Annotated in this window: 20 protein-coding genes; 9 read left to right on the top strand and 11 right to left on the bottom strand. The window is 56.8% G+C overall.

Annotated features, from left to right (window positions below; translation table 11 throughout):
- Window positions 1-23 precede the first annotated feature (23 nt).
- The 7 genes from AXG89_RS25850 (at window position 24) to AXG89_RS43330 (ending at window position 9,349) form a co-directional block, all read left to right on the top strand.
- Window positions 24-1,163, top strand: coding sequence for an ABC transporter ATP-binding protein (locus tag AXG89_RS25850; RefSeq protein WP_062173785.1), 1,140 nt, complete (start codon window positions 24-26; stop codon window positions 1,161-1,163).
- Between the two features lie 94 nt (window positions 1,164-1,257).
- Window positions 1,258-2,523, top strand: a complete 1,266-nt coding sequence (locus AXG89_RS25845) for an ABC transporter substrate-binding protein (protein WP_062173783.1) — start codon at window positions 1,258-1,260, stop codon at window positions 2,521-2,523.
- A gap of 64 nt (window positions 2,524-2,587) precedes the next feature.
- Complete coding sequence (locus AXG89_RS25840) at window positions 2,588-3,493, top strand: carbohydrate ABC transporter permease (protein ID WP_062173781.1); 906 nt, start codon at window positions 2,588-2,590, stop codon at window positions 3,491-3,493.
- A 16-nt stretch (window positions 3,494-3,509) separates the two neighbouring features.
- Window positions 3,510-4,361, top strand: a complete 852-nt coding sequence (locus AXG89_RS25835; protein ID WP_062173779.1) for a carbohydrate ABC transporter permease — start codon at window positions 3,510-3,512, stop codon at window positions 4,359-4,361.
- A gap of 34 nt (window positions 4,362-4,395) precedes the next feature.
- The gene (locus tag AXG89_RS25830; RefSeq protein ID WP_062173777.1) at window positions 4,396-6,369 is read left to right on the top strand and encodes a beta-galactosidase; all 1,974 of its coding nucleotides are present in this window, start codon (window positions 4,396-4,398) and stop codon (window positions 6,367-6,369) included.
- A gap of 92 nt (window positions 6,370-6,461) precedes the next feature.
- Complete coding sequence (locus AXG89_RS25825) at window positions 6,462-8,834, top strand: beta-galactosidase (RefSeq protein ID WP_236873510.1); 2,373 nt, start codon at window positions 6,462-6,464, stop codon at window positions 8,832-8,834.
- A 329-nt stretch (window positions 8,835-9,163) separates the two neighbouring features.
- Window positions 9,164-9,349: a hypothetical protein gene (locus tag AXG89_RS43330; protein WP_082771636.1), complete on the top strand. Its 186-nt coding sequence runs from the start codon at window positions 9,164-9,166 to the stop codon at window positions 9,347-9,349.
- A 117-nt stretch (window positions 9,350-9,466) separates the two neighbouring features.
- Here the strand turns inward: AXG89_RS43330 and AXG89_RS25815 are convergent, their stop codons facing one another.
- The 3 genes from AXG89_RS25815 to AXG89_RS25805 all read right to left on the bottom strand — a co-directional run bounded on the left by AXG89_RS25815 (window position 9,467) and on the right by AXG89_RS25805 (window position 12,002).
- Window positions 9,467-9,991 carry a hypothetical protein gene (locus AXG89_RS25815; protein WP_236873509.1) on the bottom strand — a complete coding sequence of 175 codons (525 nt, stop codon included), beginning with the start codon at window positions 9,989-9,991 and terminating at the stop codon, window positions 9,467-9,469.
- Window positions 9,992-10,790: 799 nt separating this feature from the next.
- Entirely contained in the window at window positions 10,791-11,036 is a 246-nt protein-coding gene (locus tag AXG89_RS25810; protein ID WP_062173773.1) for a hypothetical protein, read from the bottom strand.
- Window positions 11,037-11,105: 69 nt separating this feature from the next.
- Window positions 11,106-12,002: a hypothetical protein gene (locus AXG89_RS25805; protein WP_062174123.1), complete on the bottom strand. Its 897-nt coding sequence runs from the start codon at window positions 12,000-12,002 to the stop codon at window positions 11,106-11,108.
- Window positions 12,003-12,610: 608 nt separating this feature from the next.
- Between AXG89_RS25805 and AXG89_RS25795 the strand changes: the two genes are divergently transcribed.
- Window positions 12,611-13,051 (top strand): SET domain-containing protein, encoded by a 441-nt coding sequence (locus AXG89_RS25795; protein ID WP_062173771.1) that lies wholly within the window; start codon window positions 12,611-12,613, stop codon window positions 13,049-13,051.
- On the opposite strand, the gene AXG89_RS44840 is transcribed toward AXG89_RS25795, so the two are convergent.
- From AXG89_RS44840 to AXG89_RS44830, 8 genes are all read right to left on the bottom strand, one after another.
- A complete protein-coding gene (locus tag AXG89_RS44840; protein ID WP_373408597.1) occupies window positions 13,014-13,253 on the bottom strand; it encodes an EAL domain-containing protein in 240 nt (79 codons plus the stop codon). The genes AXG89_RS25795 and AXG89_RS44840 overlap by 38 nt on opposite strands.
- A gap of 1,400 nt (window positions 13,254-14,653) precedes the next feature.
- A complete protein-coding gene (locus AXG89_RS25775; protein WP_062173765.1) occupies window positions 14,654-14,953 on the bottom strand; it encodes a hypothetical protein in 300 nt (99 codons plus the stop codon).
- Window positions 14,950-15,324 (bottom strand): phage holin family protein, encoded by a 375-nt coding sequence (locus AXG89_RS25770; RefSeq protein WP_062173764.1) that lies wholly within the window; start codon window positions 15,322-15,324, stop codon window positions 14,950-14,952. Before AXG89_RS25770 ends, AXG89_RS25775 begins: the two co-directional genes overlap by 4 nt.
- 93 nt (window positions 15,325-15,417) lie before the next feature.
- Complete coding sequence (locus tag AXG89_RS25765) at window positions 15,418-15,723, bottom strand: CsbD family protein (protein WP_062174121.1); 306 nt, start codon at window positions 15,721-15,723, stop codon at window positions 15,418-15,420.
- 98 nt (window positions 15,724-15,821) lie between these two features.
- Entirely contained in the window at window positions 15,822-16,745 is a 924-nt protein-coding gene (locus tag AXG89_RS25760) for a YsnF/AvaK domain-containing protein (protein ID WP_062173762.1), read from the bottom strand.
- A gap of 76 nt (window positions 16,746-16,821) precedes the next feature.
- Entirely contained in the window at window positions 16,822-17,070 is a 249-nt protein-coding gene (locus AXG89_RS25755; RefSeq protein ID WP_162916135.1) for a DUF2382 domain-containing protein, read from the bottom strand.
- A complete protein-coding gene (locus AXG89_RS44835) occupies window positions 17,024-17,302 on the bottom strand; it encodes a DUF2382 domain-containing protein (RefSeq protein ID WP_162916134.1) in 279 nt (92 codons plus the stop codon). The genes AXG89_RS25755 and AXG89_RS44835 overlap by 47 nt, the downstream gene beginning before the upstream one ends.
- 454 nt (window positions 17,303-17,756) lie before the next feature.
- The gene (locus tag AXG89_RS44830) at window positions 17,757-18,083 is read right to left on the bottom strand and encodes a hypothetical protein (RefSeq protein ID WP_442861755.1); all 327 of its coding nucleotides are present in this window, start codon (window positions 18,081-18,083) and stop codon (window positions 17,757-17,759) included.
- A gap of 206 nt (window positions 18,084-18,289) precedes the next feature.
- Here AXG89_RS44830 and AXG89_RS25740 point away from each other — a divergent pair, with 206 nt between their 5' ends.
- Window positions 18,290-18,877: a DUF1003 domain-containing protein gene (locus tag AXG89_RS25740; RefSeq protein WP_162916133.1), complete on the top strand. Its 588-nt coding sequence runs from the start codon at window positions 18,290-18,292 to the stop codon at window positions 18,875-18,877.
- Window positions 18,878-19,719: the final 842 nt, after the last annotated feature.

The following is a 19,719-nucleotide window of genomic DNA, read 5'->3' as shown; positions in this document are numbered from 1 at the left end:
TAAGCGCTTAAATTCGGGGTGACGTGGCATCGATTTCTCTTAAAGACGTTCAAAAATCTTATGGAACGAACTCACCGGTGATCAGGCGGCTTAACCTCGACATCGGTCAGCATGAGTTCTGTGTTTTCCTGGGCCCGTCGGGCTGCGGAAAGTCGACACTGTTGCGCATGATTGCGGGGCTCGAGGAATTGAGCGAAGGCGAACTGCTCATCGACGGTCGGCGAATGAATGAAGTTCCTGCCGCCGAGCGTGGGATCGCGATGGTGTTTCAAAGCTACGCGTTGTTCCCACACATGACAGTGTTCGAAAACATGGCGTTCGGGCTACGGATAGCAAAACAACCGAAGCACTTGATCGAACGCCGTGTACGAGAAGCCGCTCGCGTTCTTCAACTTGAGGCGCTCCTTGACCGACATCCGAAAGCGCTCTCAGGCGGTCAGCGTCAGCGCGTAGCTATCGGCCGGGCAATCGTGCGCGAACCCGGCGCGTTTCTCTTTGACGAACCATTGTCAAATCTGGATGCGGCATTGCGAGGCCAGACGCGGGTAGAAATTGCACGACTTCACCAGCAGTTCGCTAATGCAAGCGTGGTGTACGTGACCCATGACCAGATTGAAGCCATGACGCTCGCTGACAAGATTGTCCTGCTGCACGCGGGCGCTGACGCCGAGCGGTTTGGCAGCATTGCGCAGTGTGGCGCGCCACTTGATCTGTACCACCATCCGCGCTCAAAGTTTGTTGCGGGGTTCATTGGCTCACCGCGCATGAACTTTATTGACGCCGTGGTGGACGCTATCGAGCCGGGCAGCGTAAGCGTGAAGCTCGCGCAAGGCGACGGCCGCCTTGTCGCGCATGTAAATGGCGAGCACCTGCGCCGCGGACAGGCTGTCACGCTCGGCGTGCGGCCCGAGCACCTGCGCCTTGAGGGAGATGACCCGTTTATCAACACTACCGCTGCGCTGACTGAGCGTCTCGGCGAACACAGCTACATTCACGCCGAGCATGCGAACGGCCTTTTAATTACAAAGGCACCAGGAGATACATCTGTGCGTGCGGGCGAGCGCATGGCCATTCACGTGCCGCCACAAGCATGCCATTTGTTTGACGCCGACGGTGTGGCGCTCGCGCGCGCGTTGCGCACCCCAGCTCTCATTGCAGCCTAAACGCAAACCAAGTTGTCAGCTATCCGCCATAGAGCGGGTTCACCTGCCGCGTGCATTCGCAACCGGCAAACAAAGTAGTCCAGGAGACAAAAAGATGATTGCAGACCGGATCGCAGCCCGTTTTCGTCGCTTTGCCGTTGCGTCGGCCGCAGCGACTGTCCTCGCAGGCCTTGCGCCCATAGCGTCGGTCGACGCTGCGACACTGACAGTTAACGTATCGGCACGGGGAAATCAGCGCTCGACATGGCAGGACGCTTTCGACAAATTCAAGAAAGCCAATCCCGATGTTGATCTTAAAGTGACCTACATCGCCGAGGAAGCATACAAGGTGCAGATGGGCGGTTGGCTCGCTACCGATCCCCCGGACGTGGTTTCATGGCACGACGGCGAACGCATGGCGTATTACGCACAACGTGGCCTGCTCGAAGATCTGACTCCGGACTGGAATAAAGGCGGGTGGTCCGAGCAGTACAAATCAGTCAAAGAGGCATCGACATACAAAGGTAAGCAATACGCAGCTCCCCTTGGTTACGATGCTTACGGGTTCTTCTATCGAAAGGACTTGTTCGAGAAGGCAGGCGTCAAAAGCGAGCCGAAAACCTGGGACGAGTTTCTCGATGCTTGCAAGAAGCTAAAAGCGAGCGGTGTAGCACCGATCGCCGTCGCCGCGCGCGACAGTTGGACCCTCGCCGCATGGTTTGACTACCTCGACCTACGCATCAACGGCAATGCGTTTCACCAGCAACTCATGGCGGGGGAGATCCCGTACACAGACGCGCGCGTGAAAAAAGTCTACACCGTCTGGAAGACGCTCATTGAGGACCACTACTTCATCGATAATGCGCTCGCCTTCGACCTGGACGCCATCGCGCCCTTCCTCGCCAATGGCAAGGCGTCCATGATGTTGATGGGCACCTTCTTCTCGGCGAGTGTTCCGGCTTCGGTCAAGTCGCAGACTGGATTCTTCCGCTTCCCCGTGATTGACACGAAAGTACCGATGGCGGAAGACGGTCCGGTCAACGTCTTATTGATTCCCGCTAAAGCCAAAAATAAGGCCGACGCACACAAGCTTTTAGCATTCATGGAGCAGCCCGAGATTAACGCCGGCCTCGCTCAGGGATGGGGGCAGTTACCGTCGAACAGTAAAGCGGCGGCGCCAGACGATGCGATCTCCCGCGTGGGCTTCCAAATCTTATCAAGCACGCTGGGTGGCATCGCACAATTTTATGACCGCGACATGACGAAAGAGATGGCTGACGAGGGCATGAAGGCGATGCAGCAGTTCTACAGCGATCCGTCGCAACTTGACAGCGTGCTCGGCCGGCTTGAACAGACCCGCAAGCGCATTTACAAGAAGTAGCTCTAAGCGCCGCGGGTGTCGTGACGATACTCGCGTTCGTTTTTATCTCCAGCGAGGCAAATCTATGTCTGCACCCATAGCCGCCCGGCTGCCGGCGCAACAGCGCCCCCGCACGTCCAGTACGCGGCGACGCCAGCACCGTGCCGCGTTCTTATTCTTGTTGCCTGGCTGCGTGTTGTTTAGCTTGTGCGTGATCTATCCGATTGTGAGCAGCATTTCGCTCAGTTTTTATAACTGGGACGGCATGACGCCGAAGAGTTTCGTCGGTTTCGACAACTACATTGAGCTGTTTCATTCAGACACGTTTTACACGGCGCTCAAAAACAACCTCATCTGGCTTGCGTTCTTTTTGCTCGCACCCCCGCTCGGGCTGATGTTCGCGCTGTACTTGAATCAACAGATGCGTGGGATGCGCCTCGTGAAATCGCTGTTCTTCGCGCCCTTTGTGCTTTCGGGCGTGGTGGTCGGGCTGGTGTTCAGTTGGTTTTACGATCCCGCCTTCGGGCTGTTGCGCTTGTTCGTAGGGCATGGAATTCCAGTGCTTGGCGACCCTCACACAGTCACCTTTGGCATCATCTTCGCCGCGCTTTGGCCGCAGACACCTTTTTGCATGGTGCTGTATTTGACGGGCCTTACGTCGATCAATCCTGAAGTCGTGGAGGCGGCCCGGATGGAGGGCGCGCGAGGATTGCGCCTCCTCTGGCACGTGATTTTGCCGCAGCTGCGCCCGGCTACATTCATGGCTGTGGTGTTGACCGTGATCGGTGCGCTGCGCAGTTTCGACCTGATTGCCGTGATGAGTGGCGGCGGTCCATTCGACAGTTCCACCGTACTTGCTTATTACATGTATGACCAAGCTATCAAGTACTACCGAGAAGGCTTTTCAGCCGCAATCGCTGTCGTGCTGTTCGCCATCATGCTTGTCTACATCGTGTTCCACCTACGCCGCATGCTGCGCGAAGAACGTTGATTAATGGAGTTACCCTATGTATCCACTTCCCGTCGAACGTTGGAAACCGATCAACCGCACGCTCTACAAGGTGTCGCTTCCGATCGCGCTCGTGATTTGGCTGCTGCCCATGCTTGCCGTGCTGGTGACGTCTATCCGTTCGAGCGAAGAGTTAACCCAGGGCGACTACTGGGGTTGGCCCAAGCACTTTGCACTATTCGAAAATTACGGGACAGCCCTGGCGCAGACCCCAATGCTGCATTACTTCGCAAATAGCGTGTTGATCACCGTGCCGTCGGTGATCGGCGCGATAGTGCTGGCCTCTATGGCAGGTTTTGCGCTTGCAACGTACCGCTTTCCTGGCAACACCGCGGTGCTATTCGCGTTCGTTGCTGGGAACTTTGTTCCTATTCAGATCCTGATGATCCCGGTGCGCGACATGGCGCTGAAAGCAGGCCTCTTCAACACGGTATGGGCCCTTGTAATTTTCCATGTCTCGTTCCAGACGGGCTTTTGCACGCTCTTCCTGCGTAACTTCATTAAGCAGTTGCCATTCGAGTTGATCGAGGCGGCACGTGTAGAAGGTGCGAGCGAGTGGACGGTGTACGCGCGCATTGTGCTGCCTTTGATCCGGCCCGCACTTGCTGCGCTTGGCATCCTGGTGTTCACATTCGTGTGGAACGACTACTTTTGGGCGTTGTGTCTCACGCAAGGTGATGAGGCCGCGCCGATTACGGTCGGGGTGGTCGCGCTCAAGGGTCAGTGGACTACAGCATGGAATCTTGTCGCCGCGGGCTCCGTGCTCGCTGCGCTGCCTTCGGTACTGATGTTCTTTGCAATGCAAAAGCACTTTGTTGCCGGGCTGACATTCGGTGCGAGCAAGGGTTAGAGGCCAGTTTTTTCAATTACCTGTGAGACTTTTTATGCAACTCGGAGTGTGCTACTACCCGGAACAATGGCCCCGCTCAATGTGGGCCGACGATGCAAAACGGATGGCCGAAATCGGCATCACTCATGTTCGGATCGCAGAATTCGCATGGAGCCGGATGGAGCCGAAACTAGGTGAGTACATATGGGCCTGGCTTGATGAAGCCGTCGAGACGCTTGCCGCAGCCGGCCTTAAAATTGTGCTCGGCACACCAACCGCATCACCGCCAAAATGGTTGATCGACGCGTATCCGGACGTCCTGCCGGTTCGTGCCGATGGTACAACCTGGAACTTCGGCTCGCGCCGTCATTACGACATCACAAGTGCAAGTTACCGGCGTGAATGCTTGCGCATTGTCACGGAGATGGCAGGACGTTATGGCAAGCATCCAGCAGTCGTCGCTTGGCAAACGGATAACGAACTCGGCTGTCACGAGACGGTGCCGAGCTATTCACGACAGGCGCTCACGCGCTTTCAGGCGTGGCTAGAACAACGCTATGTGCGCATTGAGAAATTGAACGAGGATTGGGGTAACGTGTTTTGGAGCATGGAATACCCGAGCTTCGGCGCGATCGGCTTACCAACCCTCACGCCGACTGATGCCAATCCTATTCACCTGCTCGATTTTCGCCGCTTTATGTCGGCCGAGGTAGCGAGCTTTCACCGGGAGCAGGTCGATGTGTTGCGGCGGCTCGCACCGACAGCGGATGTGCTGCACAATTTCATGGGTTTTTTTACTACGTTCGATCACTACGAGTTCGTCAAAGACAAAGCGATCGACGTGGCCGCCTGGGACAGCTACCCGATTGCGCGCACCGAATCAATCGGCTTGCCTGAAGAGCAGAAGGCGCTTTACGCTCGCACCTCACACCCCGATGTCTCGGCTTTTGACCATGATCGTTACCGCTCGATTGGCGGTGGACGATTCTGGATCATGGAGCAGCAGGCGGGACCGGTGAATTGGGCGCCGTGGAACCCTGTACCCGCGAAAGGCATGGTGCGGTTGTGGGCCCTTGAGGCGTTCGCTCATGGCGCGGAACTCGTGTCGTATTTCCGATGGCGGCAATGCCCCTATGCGCAGGAGCAGATGCATTCGGGCCTTAATTTGCCGAACAACGAGCTTTCCCCGGGCGGATTGGAAGTCCAGGAGGTGGCGCGCGAGATCGCGGCGTCTAGCGTACTGTCGCGCCTTGCTGCAACGACACCCGCGGACGTCGCATTGATCTTTGATTACGAAACGCAGTGGATATTTGAGATACAACGTCACGGCAAAACTTTCGACTATCAAATGTTGGCCTTCGACTACTACGAGGCACTGCGCGAAATGGGACTCGACGTCGACATCGTTTCGGCACAGGCAGACCTCTCGGCGTACCGCATGGTGGTCGTGCCGAGCATTGCCGTTATCGACGATGCGCTCATCGAGCAGATTGAACGCAGCTCCGCACAATGGGTGTTCGGTCCACGCAGCGGCTCGAAGACGCCGCAGTTCGCTATTCCTGCCAGTCTGGCGCCTGGTGTCTTGCAGCGCGTGCTACCCATGCAGGTACTTGAAGTTGAGTCGCTACGTGCGAGTCTCGCGCCTACAACGTCGATTGGCGCGACGAATGGCACTGCGGTGCATTGGCGCGAACATGTGAGGGCCAATTCGGACAGCGTAGTGGAAACACGTTTTGGTGACGAGTGGCCGGCAGTCATTGCGAAAGGACGGGTTCGCTACGTGGCCGGTTGGCTCTCCCACGCGCTGCATCGCGCCTTGCTGGAACAGGTGGCGAATACGGCGGGGCTACATGTCACCGTGCTGCCCGAGGGCGTGCGCATCCGTCGACGTGGACCCCTTACTTTTGCGTTCAATTTTGGCGCGAATACGGTGTTATCGCCAGCGCCGGAGGGAGCGCACTTCGTGCTCGGCACAAATCGCCTCGGCACCGGAGACGTGTGCGTTTGGGAAAGCGGGTCCGCAACGTGACTGCAAGCCGAGCACGACCTTCCCTGTGTGCGCCTGTTGATGCTTACTCGCTGCCGACGTCCTCCGACGTGCAAACGCTTTTTACGATAGACGTGAGTGCGCCAATCGATCCACCGCGCGCCGGGCTGCTTCGGCTGGGAACGAACCGGGCGCCGGGTGGTGCAACGATCGATATCAACAATCGGTACATTCTTCGTGACGGCAAGCCGTGGCTCCCCGTGATGGGCGAGTTTCACTATTCGCGGGTGCCCGAACATTTATGGGATGGCGCACTGGCGAAAATGAAGGCCGCAGGCATCGACATTGTCGCAAGCTATGTCGTCTGGAACCATCACGAGTCTGAGCCGGGCCGCTTCGACTGGCGCGGGCGACGTGATTTGCGGCGCTTTGTAGCGGCATGCGCGCGGCATGCCTTGCTGATGTTTGCACGCATTGGGCCATGGGCGCATGGAGAAGTGCGTTTTGGCGGGATACCGGGATGGGTTGTTGACCAAACGCCCACCCGATCAAACGACTCGCTCTATCTTGGGTTGGTTGAGCGTTTTTACCAGCAGATTGCGGAGCAGTTGCACGGTGAACTGTGGAAGGACGGCGGACCGGTAATCGGCGTACAGATCGAGAACGAGTACAACTTGACTGGCCCGGGGCAAGGTTCCGCACACATTGCCAAGCTAAAAAGCCTCGCGCTTGCTGCTGGACTCGATACACCGCTCTATACCGTAACGGGTTGGGACCAGGCGGTATTTCCACACGGCGAGGTGACTCCCGTCTTCGGCGGGTATCCCGATGTTCCCTGGGGCATTTCGCCAACTATGTCGGCTCCCAATGAGGTTTATGCTTTCCGATTCACGAGCCGCGTGGGCGGGGACCTGGGCGCGCAGACGCAAGGTGCAGGCGAAGGCGACGCCGACAAAGTCGTCAACGACACGCCGTTCCTTGGCGCTGAATACGGGGGAGGCGTGCCGACGATGTACCGGCGGCGCCCGGTTATCGATGCGGACGACATCGCTGCGATGCTGCCAGTTCAACTTGGGTCGGGGGTGAATCTCTACGGCTATTACATGTTTCACGGTGGTCGCAACCCGCCGGGTGAGCGTGAAGGCCAAGAGTCCACTGCAACTGGCGGATGGAACGATCTGCCAATCATTAACTATGACTTTCAGGCGCCATACGGCGCAAATGGCGAAGCACATCCGGTGCTCGGCAAGTTGCGTCCGATGCATGCGTTTTTGCATGAATGGGGCGAAATGCTCGCAACCTACGCAGTTCAAGCGCCCACTAAGCAGCCAAAAGGGGCCAATGACCTTGAGACACTACGGTTCTCGGCGCGCTCCGATGGCAAGCGCGGGTTCCTTTTTGTGAACAATCACGTGCGGCAGTACGCGATGCCGACTCAACAGGGCGTGCGCTTCTCGGTACGGCTGAAAAACCGCACAGTGTTATTACCGAGTTGCCGCGTCGACGTCAGATCGGGTGTCTACTTTGTATGGCCTGTCGCATTTCAGATGATCGACGCAGAGCTACGCTATGCGACCGCGCAGCCCATGACTCGCCTTGCCACACCGGAGGGCGATATTTTTGTGTTTAGGGCGGTCGAGGGAATTCCGGCTGAATTCGCTTTCGAGCCTGAGACGTTGCGCGAGTTGTTACCGGATTCGGAGTTGCGGCTTTTTGATGGCGCTCTAGTCGTGACCCTGATACCGGGTGCTCGCATCAAGGTCATCACGGCGCACGGTCACACCCTTACGTTGCTTCTTCTTTCAGCGCACGATGCCGAGCGCACATCTGTATTGCCTTTTCAAGGCATGCGGCGGCTCGTGCGAACAAACGCCGAAGCGTTCGTGTTGAACAATCAGATCGTGCTTCGCACGACGAATACGGCGCTGCAAGTCGACTTTTATCCGCCGCTACAGGTCATACCACCCGCAACGCTTCCGCTTACGCGTGAGGCAACTGGCGACGGGTTCGATAGTTACGCAGCGCAATTCAACTTGAGGTCGTTTGATGTTCAAACGATTGGGCTCCGGCAGGCGCAGAACGTGCCGCCAATAAAGAAGGGTGGCCCAGCGAACGCGAGTGTTGAACCTGCGCCCGAAGCTTTCGGCAGATCGGCGGCATGGCAGATCAATCTGCCCCGGAACGCGCTTGATGGCTTGAGCAACGTTTATTTGTCGATCCAGTATCGAGGTGACGTTGGACGCCTGTTCGCAGGCACTACGCTCATTGACGACCATTTCTTTAACGGATTGCCGTGGCGGATTTCGCTTTCAGATATTCCGAATGACGCGTTGTCCGTACCGCTCATGGTGACGATCCTGCCGCTGCGCACAGACGCGCCGATCTATCTCGACGCGCGTTACGATCCTCGTCCCGAGGCAAAACGTGAAGGAGCCTTACAAACGGTGGCACTTGACGACGTATGCCTTGAGCCGGAATACGAACTCCTTATCGGCTCACCTATATAGCGCTTGTCTTGCACTACCTGAGATGTTATGACCGGCAGGCGAACTCAGGAAGGGTGCCACGGCTGCAATGTCATCGACGGTCGCCGTGCGTCGCAGGGAAATCTCGCTTAGATATTCGTCTATCGTGCCATAAGTAGTACTTCGGTCGATTCGGCGCGAGTCGCAATTGTCGAACGAAGAAAAAGTTGACGAGTTATAAACGATGTATTGTCCCGGAAAGAATCGCGTTGACCGTGACCGTGTTCACCTATCCTGCCCTGGTCGTTGACCGCTTTGCAGCGGGTATTCTTCTTGCGACAATCAGGAAAACCTAACGAACGGAGGATGTTATGGCCACTAGCACACGCGACGCAGACCCGGGGCGACCGCCGACGGAAGTGTCCAAACCTGTCGGTGACGCCATTCCAAGTCCTGTGGAGCCCGGCCTAGATCAACCTCTGCCGCCAAAAGAGCGTGACGAAAATCCGAAGGGCGAGTTGGGGCCAATTCTTGGCGCTCCTCGTCAACCTGATTGAGACCTAAACCGATCCAGCGCATCAGCAGTAAGTCATTCGTCTCGCTAGCGCGGCCAACACGTTTAGTATGCGGCATGTCTAAAAGCACACTGCGTTCATTCAAAAGGAGACCATCCGCTATTTCGGGTTCGGGCGAACCAACGGCGAGGCGCTTTCGCCGGCCAAAAATTGACGCAACTGTTTTTCAGCTTCCACCACCCGGTGCATCGGCGCCTCACTCAATTGCTGGTCGTGCAGCGCAAGCACGCGTTCGATCACAGGCGCGTCTTGCTCGTGGATTGTCCACTTGGCACTTTTTTCAGCAATTGCTAGTGCATTTTCGAACGCCGCTTCTGCGTGCTCATAGCACTCAAACGGCACCTCACCGAACCCCATGCGTTGAAGGTAGTAGGCCATATAGACCGAACGGACCAACTCGTTGATTTGGTGCCGATTCGCGCGCTCACCACGACAGGCAGCTAGCGCAAGATGATGAGCGAGCGACAACTCCCGTGCTGATTGCGCCGACATCGGCAAAAGCGCGGACTTGCTCAGTGGCTTACGAATAACACTCGGGCGGGTGGATTTACGTTTTGTTCCGGCCATATGTGGATTGACAAGGTTTGGGAGAGATGCGGCAGCTTCAACCGACATGCAAATCATGGAATTTCGTCGAATTGCGGAACAGCGATCGGAGCTGCGTGACTGCGGTAGCGATTGACTAAACTTCCTACCGTCGTGGTCATGAGTGTCGGACGCTGGTCGCCGACATGCAGGCGCGGCTGGTCGTGAGCGGGCCAATATATTCCGGCCTGTCGTTCGTTATGATTACTCGTCCATTAGCTTAGGAACAGCGTCACGGTGCTGGCGTCGGCCAGTCAGAACCATCTCGGAGAGCCTTGGCACGACTGCCATGTGGTCGCGCCCCGACGCCAAGATAACGGCCGCAGCGGCATACTGGCGTATCGTGTTGGCGTCCATGGATGCTTGCAGTAGATAGAACGACCAAGAGTAGCATGTACGGATACACATCGCTCTAACACCTGTCGAGCTGATCACGCAGGACAGCACCCGCTAGTCTCTTACATCTCTGAAGGCTGATTACCGTTGGTAAACGAGAGTTTTAATGAACGTGAAGCCGAGGCGCTTAAAAGGATGGCGGAAGCTGCACGTGAGGTACAGGCAGCATCTGCTGCCATAGAAGCGCATCTCGCTAAACCGGGTGAACGACAAGCCTCTGCGCTTGAGCTTGCCCGGTTGACCGCCCCTGTTCAGGAGCTTGAAGATGCGCGGAGAACTTTAGCGGTTGTCATCGACGCAGCAAACGCGGCGCGACGTTAAAGCGAAGCTCAGCATTGCCGAGCGATACGACCGTCGGGATCGCGATCTTGAGCCGGAGAGCGAGACAAAGGTCGCTTTGAGGCGCAGGTTACGTTCCCGTCAGCTAACAGCACAAGCGCGACTAAAGCGTGCGGCGTTGACCTTGCTTCACCTCTGCGATGGCCTCTCTCAAAGCTTCGATACCCGCTTCCGTAAATGCGGTTACCGTGTTCGATTCCGCGCGATCTGGATCGAGTCTATCGACGATCTGTAGACGCCCGTCTTCCGGTTCCAGATTCATGAGCGTGATTTCTTCCAACCAGGCCTCCGGTTCGCCCAGCATCACGGCAACGCACGCAATCGTATAGATATATGCTGGAGCAGCCACTACGTTTTCCTCCTAAGCCGGGTGGCTCTAGGTTGCTAGGCGCTGCCGACGTCCGAGAAGCTTGCCAAGTCAGTCGACAGCGGATTGAAACGATTTGGAAGCTCGCTGTCTTGGTTCGCACCGCTTGGCGATCCGTTGCCAACCGTTATGAGCGCGAGCGGCGTCAAAAAGGACATCGAGGTATTCGTCATGGTTCACTCGGTCGTCGCTCGGCAACCCCCTATCGGCATGCTGCAAAATCAACGCCTTTCGATCACCACGACAATCGGCGGCCGAACTGATCCGGCTCCATGCCTCGCAGGCGTATGCAAACGTCTCCCGCATACGATAGTCAATGTCGAGGATGTAGTCGGTGCGAGCGCTTGCGGCCAGCCCACAAGCCACGCGTCTGGAGTTGTGAAAGACGTGCGCAGCCTCGTGGACGACGAAATCGGCAAATGGGTCGGTCTCGTCAAAGTAATCCATCGACACGTAGCACCTCGTTTCTTGGCTCAAGCCGACTATATTGCAGGGCTGTCCAGATAGCGTCGGGGCCTTAACGCTCTCCAAAAATATGTTGGCCACATCCCAAGCTGTAGAAAGCCACCGTTCAGCCATTAAGATTTTTTCCAGGTTAGCTCGGGTGACAAATACAACGTTATCTGAAAGCAGGCGAATGACGGTCGCGCGTTCACTCGGGTTGAAGAGACCATCCACCATAGGCTTGAGTTTTTCACTGTTCCATACGTAGAGGTCAACTGGGAGACGCGAGACAGACTCGAAGCCTCTCGAGCGCCGCATCGTCTCTGTTACAAGTGCACTTCGAAGACGCTGCGACGCACGTGTCGCTATATCAGCCAGGTTAGAACCCGGCCATCCTACGAAAAAACCGTCGTATTCGCCTGTCCGCAAATATCGTTCAACCTCGCTGTCTGTCCACTGAGGCGTGCCGATCTGCTCTAACTCTGCTGTTTTCGCTTCCAACATACCGTTTTGCCTCCCTGAATCGAGCATGCGATGTGTGGGTCCGTGCGTCGAAGCTTACCTCGTTGGCGAAAGCATGCTTTCCGGATTGATTCTCCGAAAACGCGGATCATCTGGCCGACGCGTGCCAACGCCTTAGACCGCAGGTGAACTTTAGATTTGGCACGATTCGGAGAAGAGGTGAGAGCTGACCACAACTGAGTGACTTACCTAACCAGAGTCGACGTATGTTCCGACATAACGCCCCTAATTGATGCTTCGGATTGGACCTTGTCCTTGAAGAATGAGCCTTTGCGAACTTGCGGGAACAATGCGTTAATCCTGAATCACTCAAAAAGGGATGCACCTAGCGCCACAAGATTTCGCCACTTCACCGCGGTGATCCGCGTCGTCCCGTCCCCGTGCACGGATCTGATCATGACCCGATTGCCCCTGGCACCACCCAATACCTCAGCCACACGGTCGTCATAACGAACCAGCGCCCCTCGAGCGGGCTGGCGTTTCAAATAATAGGTGCGTGGTCGCATGAGCCCCGTGCTGTAATCTCGTTCAGAACGGTATGATTTTGCATCGGAGGGCCATTCGTCAAGCACCATTTTCGGAGCAGGGGCATGCGCAGGTTTTACGTACGACGTTCAGCCATTCACGGGCGCGGGGTATTCGCGTCGGCGGTCATGGCGCGTGGCGACTATTTGCTCGAATACAAGGGCGAGGTACTGTCTGAACGCGAAGCAAATCGACGGTTTGCCCGATCAGAAGCGGAGGCGGGGCACACTTTCTTTTTCGGGATCGGCGATGGCCGCGTGATCGATGGTGCTGTTGCGGGCAACTCCGCGCGCTGGATTAATCACAGCTGCGCACCGAACTGCGAGGCCGAGCAGGACAACGATCGCGTATATATCCGTGCGATCAAAAAGATCAAAGTCGGCGACGAAATTTTCATCGATTATCGTCTGGATGCTGGAAGCCGACCCAGCAAAGCGCTGAAAGCGACCTACGCATGCCGATGCGGTGTTAAGAGGTGCCGTTCCACAATGCTGTATGTAAAGTGAATGGAGTTCGATGATCCACCGCAGTGCGGCAAAGTTCGGCAATCACCCATTCGCCGATCGGAACAATCAGGCCGGACTCCTCGGCAAGCGGGATGAATTCCGCCGGAGAGATCGGGCCGAGCGCTGGATCGAACCATCGAATCAGGGCTTCCACCGCCGCTACGTGACCTGTCAGGACGTTGACCTGAGGCTCGAAATACAGACAGAATTCGTGATCGCGAACGGCGCGTCGCAGATTTTGCGCTACTGACAGACGCTCTTCCGCGCGGGAACCTGTCGCATAGTCATAATGCCGGACCGTGTTGCGGCCGAGTGCTTGGCGCGTCGCTGAGCACGCGGAATTCTTGACCCGTTATCTGCGCTCAAAAAATGAATGCGGGGGACTCCTCTTCATGAGGCTGATTTCCATTACGCCGTCTCGCGTTAGCGGCTTTCGATAGGTTCGACCGTTACCCTTTGTCGGGCGCCGCCAGAAGCCGCTAGATTGGCGGTAGCCGCTTCGCCGGTTCGAAATTTTCCCCGGTTCGGGCGCAAAGCGGTCTTTCGACATACGCGCAGAGACGGTCGGCAATCGATGCCGCGCACATCGCCGAAATTGCTACGACCATGTCCACACCAACGCTACGCCTGATCAACCGTCAGGTACGAAACGACGTCGACTGGCTGCAAGCCGTCCTGGAGTAGGTGACACGACAGGACCCGAGGACGAGACACTCGATGCGATCAAACACCATAGCGAGATCCGCGATGCGGTCGCCCATGTTGCGAAATATCACGCCGGCACAGATTCATGGTATCAAGCTGTTGCTGACGTCAACGAGGCGAACAGTGACCATATGGCGACGAAGAGCGCAAGAGCAAGACAGATTTTCGTCAACATTCCGACCCACAAAGCCGGCATGACCTTGCTGTTCAGTTTGCCTACTTTGAAGCGGCACACGTAGCTGGGGTCCACGCGGTGAATGAAGATCCCGAAGCATATGTCCACGACACACTCCTGCGTTAATTAAAAAACAATATGCAGCTGCGTTAAATTTTTGTAGGGTGAAGTGCCGAGCTTAAGAGGAAAACCCGGCGACGCTACTCAATTTGCTTGTGTATTGCCCGGCTTCTGATTCGATTTGTTCATACCCGACGCTCCTGGCTTGGCTCCCGTGCCCGAGCCTTGCCCACCGCCTGTCGCGGTGTTTCCCGGCACTGAATTCGCATTGCTTCCGGACTGCCCAGGTGCACTCATTCCAACCCCGGACCCTCCAGCACCTCCGTTCCCGGCACCGCCACCACCCGTTCCGCTCCCAGCGCCCCCTCCGGCTCCCGCTCCGCCTCCGGAACCACCTGCTCCGGCTCCGCCGCCACCGCCCGCTTGAGCAAACGCACCGCTCGACAGCCCCAGGATAAGAACTGAAGCTGCGACCTTCTTCATGAACGAACTCATTGACGCCTCCGAATTTTTGTCCGCAGCAGTTGCCGCAGCAGCAAGATAAGCGCAAAGCCCGTGCCTTCCGCATCACCACAGTCAATGCGCGTTGCGCCGCTCAACTGTTGTCAACGCCTTGCTCGGCAGCCATAACCTCGACGTGAGTCAATTTGAACCACTATCGATTAGCGGCCGACGAGTGATCTTGCAGTGCTCGCGATCCACGGCGTCAGTCCTCTTCGCGCTGCGGTTCTGACCAAGTGCGCAGGTCCTAAAACCGCGGAAACAACTAACGCGGCGGCGATCAGTCCAGCATAGGGCGACTGCAAGAAAAGGGGGCCTTCCTGGATGGCAGGAGCCTGCACGCTGCGCCGCGAACTGGCGATCAGCGTGTTCACGTGGTTTGCAGCAATTAGTTCGGCGCGAGTCGCCGCCATGCGTGCAAGTATCGTCGTTTGAGAAGAATTGCTGTCAATCGAGCTCATTTCAATGCCTCCTTAATCGCTGCCACGTCGTCTTGTATTTCAGTTTGAAGTGTTTTGAAGGACTCGACAGGCTTCTGAGCACGCAAAACCAGAAACGCTACGATCGAGACGAGCAGCCAAAGCCCTGCGATGCCCCAAACAACGGCTAGAAAATACGAGGTTTGCCAAGCGGTAGCGATGACGGCAAAACAGAGAAACGACAGCGTGAAAAGGACGCCAACTGCAAGTGCCACCATCGCAATAAGTTCGCGCATCACTTTGGCTTTGGTCTGCGCCAACTCGACCAGGAAAAGCGCACCGTAATCGGCGACCCGAGCGCTACAAAATTGTCCAACGTTCCGCCAACGCGTGATTTTCGAATGGATTGACATCGATGTTTTCTGCCTTGAATTGCGTACCGAAGACCCGGTTTGATGAATCACCAGCGGTGCCGCGATGTGAGGCCGACCATCGCGGCCGCGTCGTCAGTAATTGTCGCTGCCGCGATACCGCGTTGGATATGGCTGCGTCGGTGTCGAATTTGCACTCGCCCACATTGCGCCGAGCAAAAAGCCCAGGCCGCCCACGATGGCGAGGGCGGTGAAGGGGCTTTCCGTCGTTTTGTCGCGCACGATGTCGGTCGTGTCCGCATAGAGCTGCTGTGCCTTACCGCTAAGTTCGCGCGCCTTGCCCGCGACCTGTGTGCCGGTGTCGCCCAGCACCCCGCCGGCTGCGTCCTGCACCTTACCGGCGATTTCTTGAACCGTTCCCTCTGCCTTGTTCGTATCCATTTTCTGCTCCATTTCTGGTTGATCGGCGAACGCACCAAAAACGGTGCGTTTGATAAAACTCCGGCGCCGCGCGCCATGCCAGCGCACGGGTGCCGTGATTACAACGGCTTGAGCGGGTCGACAGGCGCTGATCCGTCATTTGCCACAGCCGCTCCCGGCGTGGACTTCAAAGCACTCTTGTCACCGGGCACCCGCTCAACTTCCACTTCGTTGCCGCGCAGCGTTTCATTGATCGTTTCGGTGCGCTCTGACGATTCGCGTCCTACTACGACTTCTTCGATCACGTGCGCCGTCTTCGCCACGACCGCGTGCTCAGCCGTCTCACGGATTTCGATTGAGCCGCCTTGAAGATCAGCAGCGGTAGCGACTCTGTCCACTGGCCGCCGTTCGATTGTCGCGTGCTCCTCGCGCAGGTTGACGCTTTCTGTGACTGGGGTTTCTGTGACACGGGAATAAACGCGTACTCCGCCCGTTTGCACTTCCCGCTTACCTACATCAAGCGATTCGCGCACGACAGAAAACGCCTGACGATCCGCACTCACTTCGTCGTCTGTATAGGGTTGCGTGGTTGCGTCATAGCCGGCGTAGCCGGTACTTTTCCAATGCGCGACGCGCTCATCGATGTCGACGGCACCCGCTTCATGTAGGGTCGACCGAACCAGGACGACATGTGCTTCATCGACCACCGTCACCGTCAACAGCGCACCGCCCCGGCGAACAGCTTCCTTGTAGTGCCCAACTTCTTCTGGATGCTCGTCGCCGCCGAACATGTTGCCAAAAAAGTGTTCGATCTTGGCGATAACGCCCACACCTTCGCCATCGTTGGGGACCGTCCGATCGGATACGACCTGATGATCGGTAGCGCCAAGGGTCCCGGAACCCGAAGTGCCGGTCGTGTCACCAGCCAAGTTGCTCGCGTGAACTTCCATATCGCTACGGGCAATTCCCGATTGTTCGAGGCGGACAACCGCCTGATCTGCCTCATCGAATGAATTAAAAACACCTACAAGAACTTGTGACATGTTTTGCTCCAAAAAGAGTATTGAGACTAGGCGTGAATCGCCGATAGATGGGTTGATGCGTCAGCGGGTAAGTAATCTAAAGCGATTTCCGGCGTTGGGAGCCGAAGGAATCGGCGGGAGTTTCCGCGATCCATTCTCCGTCGGGACCTATCCGACGTTCGATAACCACATGCTGGCGCTGCACCTCCGCTTGATGCACGCTTTCCTGCGATGTGACGGTGCTCTTAACGTGTATCTCTTCTTTCAACATCAGCCTAAGTTCCGTCACCGGGACGTACTCAAAGACGGGAACGATCAGCGTATCGCCTTTCTTGACGAGGTTCAAACGTCGCATCGACAAACCGATACACCGGAACGCGGTCAACGTGAATCGACGTGCTTTGCAAAACCACTGGAACTTCCTTCAGCTCTTTATGCGTCACCGTTCGAACGCGAACCGAACCCGCCTCGCGTTCTTCGATTCGCACCGCCAAACGTTCCTCTGTAGCGCTTAACCGTCCAACCACTGCCTTGGTCACCGCGGGAGGCAAAACAGACGCGTATTCATCGTCGCGCATGTTCGTAGATGCGTTCGTATCATCCATAAAGCACCTCTGGGTGAAGCTTTGTGAGCACGAGGCTTACCGCGCTTGACGATTTGAGGGCTCCACACGACGCGTGCCAGTGCGCAAGGCGACATCGTCCGTAGCCGATCCGCCGGCGTCTTCAAACGGTGGTTGATGACGGAACCCAGCACCACCCGATGCGATCGCTATGATTGCGCCAACAACGAGCGCGGCGAACGAAAACCACGATGCGCGCGCCACACCGCGTGCGGCTGTATCCGCTGCTTGACGTGCATCCGCTTCGGCTTGCGGGCTTGATGCCTCGGCGGTGGCAGAGGCAATAGCGCTTTGGGCCTGTTGTTTGAGCGCACCCACGTCGACCCCGCTTGCAGCCCTCGGGCAGCGGCTGCGCCGACGGTTGCCGTCGTAGACGCGGCGCTACCTGCCGCGCTGACTGCGCTGCCGACTAACGAAGTAGCGCCGTATGCGAGAGCAATATCATCACGGCCCATGCCAACAAACCATGTAACCAACCCAGTACCGGGGCGCAGCGCCCTGCGAAATAAGGACCGACGAACACCGCGATCACCGTCATGATGATCATGTAGGCGCCGGACGCGAAGCCAAAACCATGCAACGGATTAGGTTGCGCCAAGGGTGATAGGATCGACGTGCCGATCGCAGCGCCCAAAACAGTCAGGATCAAATAGACGATTAATGACAAGATCACGCCGGCGATGACAGCGCCCCATGAAACGCGGGGGAGTCCATCTTGTGTGGTGAGTAAGCGCATGAATGTGTCTCTTAAATTATTGATGTGGCGGAACACCGGGTACCGACCTCGAGCAAGTCGCTGGAGTAATTGCAACGTACGTACCCGCCCGGCGTTTGTTCCCATGTTTAACGAAAATAAATACAGATAGATTTCATATGCCGAGAAAGCGGGCGAAGGGCTCCGATGCCCTCCCGCGCTGGAGGTGCAAAGAACTCCCCCCGGACTTGGCCACCACCACCACCCGAGAACGCCGCGCTGACATGACAACCGATACACGGCCCGACAACGGCACCATCAAGAATATTTCTGAAGCGATCCATGAAAATCTGGAGAAGGTGTCGCAGTTTGCTCAACGCGAAGACGCGAAGCGCACCGTTCTACAAAGAGCGATCGAGCGAGTCAGCGTGTTTTTCGGTGAGCCACGCTTTTTACTTACTTTTTTGTGCGCAAGCTTGGCTTGGATCATCAGCGATGTCTTTCTGCATCATATGGGCTATCGCTACTTCGACGAACCGCCGTTTTCTTTGTTGCAGGGCATTGTCACTTTCATCGGCGTCCTGATCACGATGGCGGTGCTCATTCGGCAAAATCGCTTGGCGCGTGTCGAAGAGGATCGCGCGCATCTCGAACTTCAAATCAATCTGCTGGCCGAACAGAAAACCACCAAGATCATCATGCTGCTTGAGGAGCTTCGACGCGATCTTCCTAACGTGCGTGATCGGCACGACCAACACGCTGAAACCCTGCAGGCGGCGACCAATCCGGATGCCGTTCTCGAAGCGATTGAGCAACGAAAGGAGCAACACGAATAAAGACGCGCTCACCGGTTGCAAACCGAGCGGCATATGAAAGATCCGCATCGTCGGCACCCGATGGTTGTTTCCGTCGATGCTAATCATGTCTGCGACGATCGCTGGGTGCCTCGTTTCGTCGCCAGGTCGTGTTGGCGGACCGCTTTGGCTGGTTGCGTTACCGAAGAACACATCCTCTTGTGCAGCCCATTTCGTATGCGATGCACCCGTCGAATGAGCCGCGAGGCCAAAGCGGCGATGCATCTTAAGCCTTAGGCGCACAGAGAAACAGCGAATCGCGCGGCCAGCGATATCGAATAAATAGTCGGCCGTATTCGCCCCACTGCGCGGCATTGGTTAGGATCGTCGTGCTAACACGTGAGTTCGCGAAGGAGCGTCTTTAATCGACTGTCGGTAGATGTGTTCCAGCACCACGCCTGGAGCAAAACCTGTCGAATTACTGCGACTCCCGGACGTTCGCGTACGAGCAGATCGACGGGTCGATTTCTACGAGCACCCACTGATCCATCGCACCGCGCTGATGGAGGTAAATCGACGCGTTAGCTTCAGACTGAAAACCCGGAAGGGGTGTGCGGCGCGCGGGCGAGCGACGGTACCAAGCTTTGAGTTATGCGGAGTGTTCCATAAGGTCAAGAACTTACGGAAGAGATTAGAAATCAAGTAAAACCAATTTTTCGAAAAACCAGCCCGTGTCCTGTGCTGGCTGGCGCGCTCTGCCTATCCGCGTGCGTCGTCAAGCCCGCTCAGCCGCCTCGTCCTGAACCTGTCGTTGAAGTTGTGCCCGCGGCCCCTGTCCCCCGGCTATCGCGGGATCGAAGGACATTACCGCTGGGAAGGCGATC

The sequence above is a fragment of the Burkholderia sp. PAMC 26561 genome (assembly GCF_001557535.2).
GTDB lineage: Bacteria > Pseudomonadota > Gammaproteobacteria > Burkholderiales > Burkholderiaceae > Caballeronia.
Note: the sequence above shows the minus strand (reverse complement) of the source record. Positions and strands in the feature narration are given on the sequence as shown.

Coding starts and splice junctions, on each gene's coding strand:
- AXG89_RS25815 (WP_236873509.1), bottom strand. CDS start 9,991: ATGATTTGCATGTCGGTTGAAGCTGCCGCATCTCTCCCAAACCTTGTC.
- AXG89_RS25845 (WP_062173783.1), top strand. CDS start 1,258: ATGATTGCAGACCGGATCGCAGCCCGTTTTCGTCGCTTTGCCGTTGCG.
- AXG89_RS44835 (WP_162916134.1), bottom strand. CDS start 17,302: ATGCGCGACGATGAATACGCGTCTGTTTTGCCTCCCGCGGTGACCAAG.
- AXG89_RS44830 (WP_442861755.1), bottom strand. CDS start 18,083: ATGCGCTTACTCACCACACAAGATGGACTCCCCCGCGTTTCATGGGGC.
- AXG89_RS25830 (WP_062173777.1), top strand. CDS start 4,396: ATGCAACTCGGAGTGTGCTACTACCCGGAACAATGGCCCCGCTCAATG.
- AXG89_RS25795 (WP_062173771.1), top strand. CDS start 12,611: ATGCGCAGGTTTTACGTACGACGTTCAGCCATTCACGGGCGCGGGGTA.
- AXG89_RS43330 (WP_082771636.1), top strand. CDS start 9,164: ATGGCCACTAGCACACGCGACGCAGACCCGGGGCGACCGCCGACGGAA.
- AXG89_RS25840 (WP_062173781.1), top strand. CDS start 2,588: ATGTCTGCACCCATAGCCGCCCGGCTGCCGGCGCAACAGCGCCCCCGC.
- AXG89_RS25760 (WP_062173762.1), bottom strand. CDS start 16,745: ATGTCACAAGTTCTTGTAGGTGTTTTTAATTCATTCGATGAGGCAGAT.
- AXG89_RS25770 (WP_062173764.1), bottom strand. CDS start 15,324: ATGTCAATCCATTCGAAAATCACGCGTTGGCGGAACGTTGGACAATTT.
- AXG89_RS25775 (WP_062173765.1), bottom strand. CDS start 14,953: ATGAGCTCGATTGACAGCAATTCTTCTCAAACGACGATACTTGCACGC.
- AXG89_RS25835 (WP_062173779.1), top strand. CDS start 3,510: ATGTATCCACTTCCCGTCGAACGTTGGAAACCGATCAACCGCACGCTC.
- AXG89_RS25805 (WP_062174123.1), bottom strand. CDS start 12,002: ATGTTGGAAGCGAAAACAGCAGAGTTAGAGCAGATCGGCACGCCTCAG.
- AXG89_RS25765 (WP_062174121.1), bottom strand. CDS start 15,723: ATGGATACGAACAAGGCAGAGGGAACGGTTCAAGAAATCGCCGGTAAG.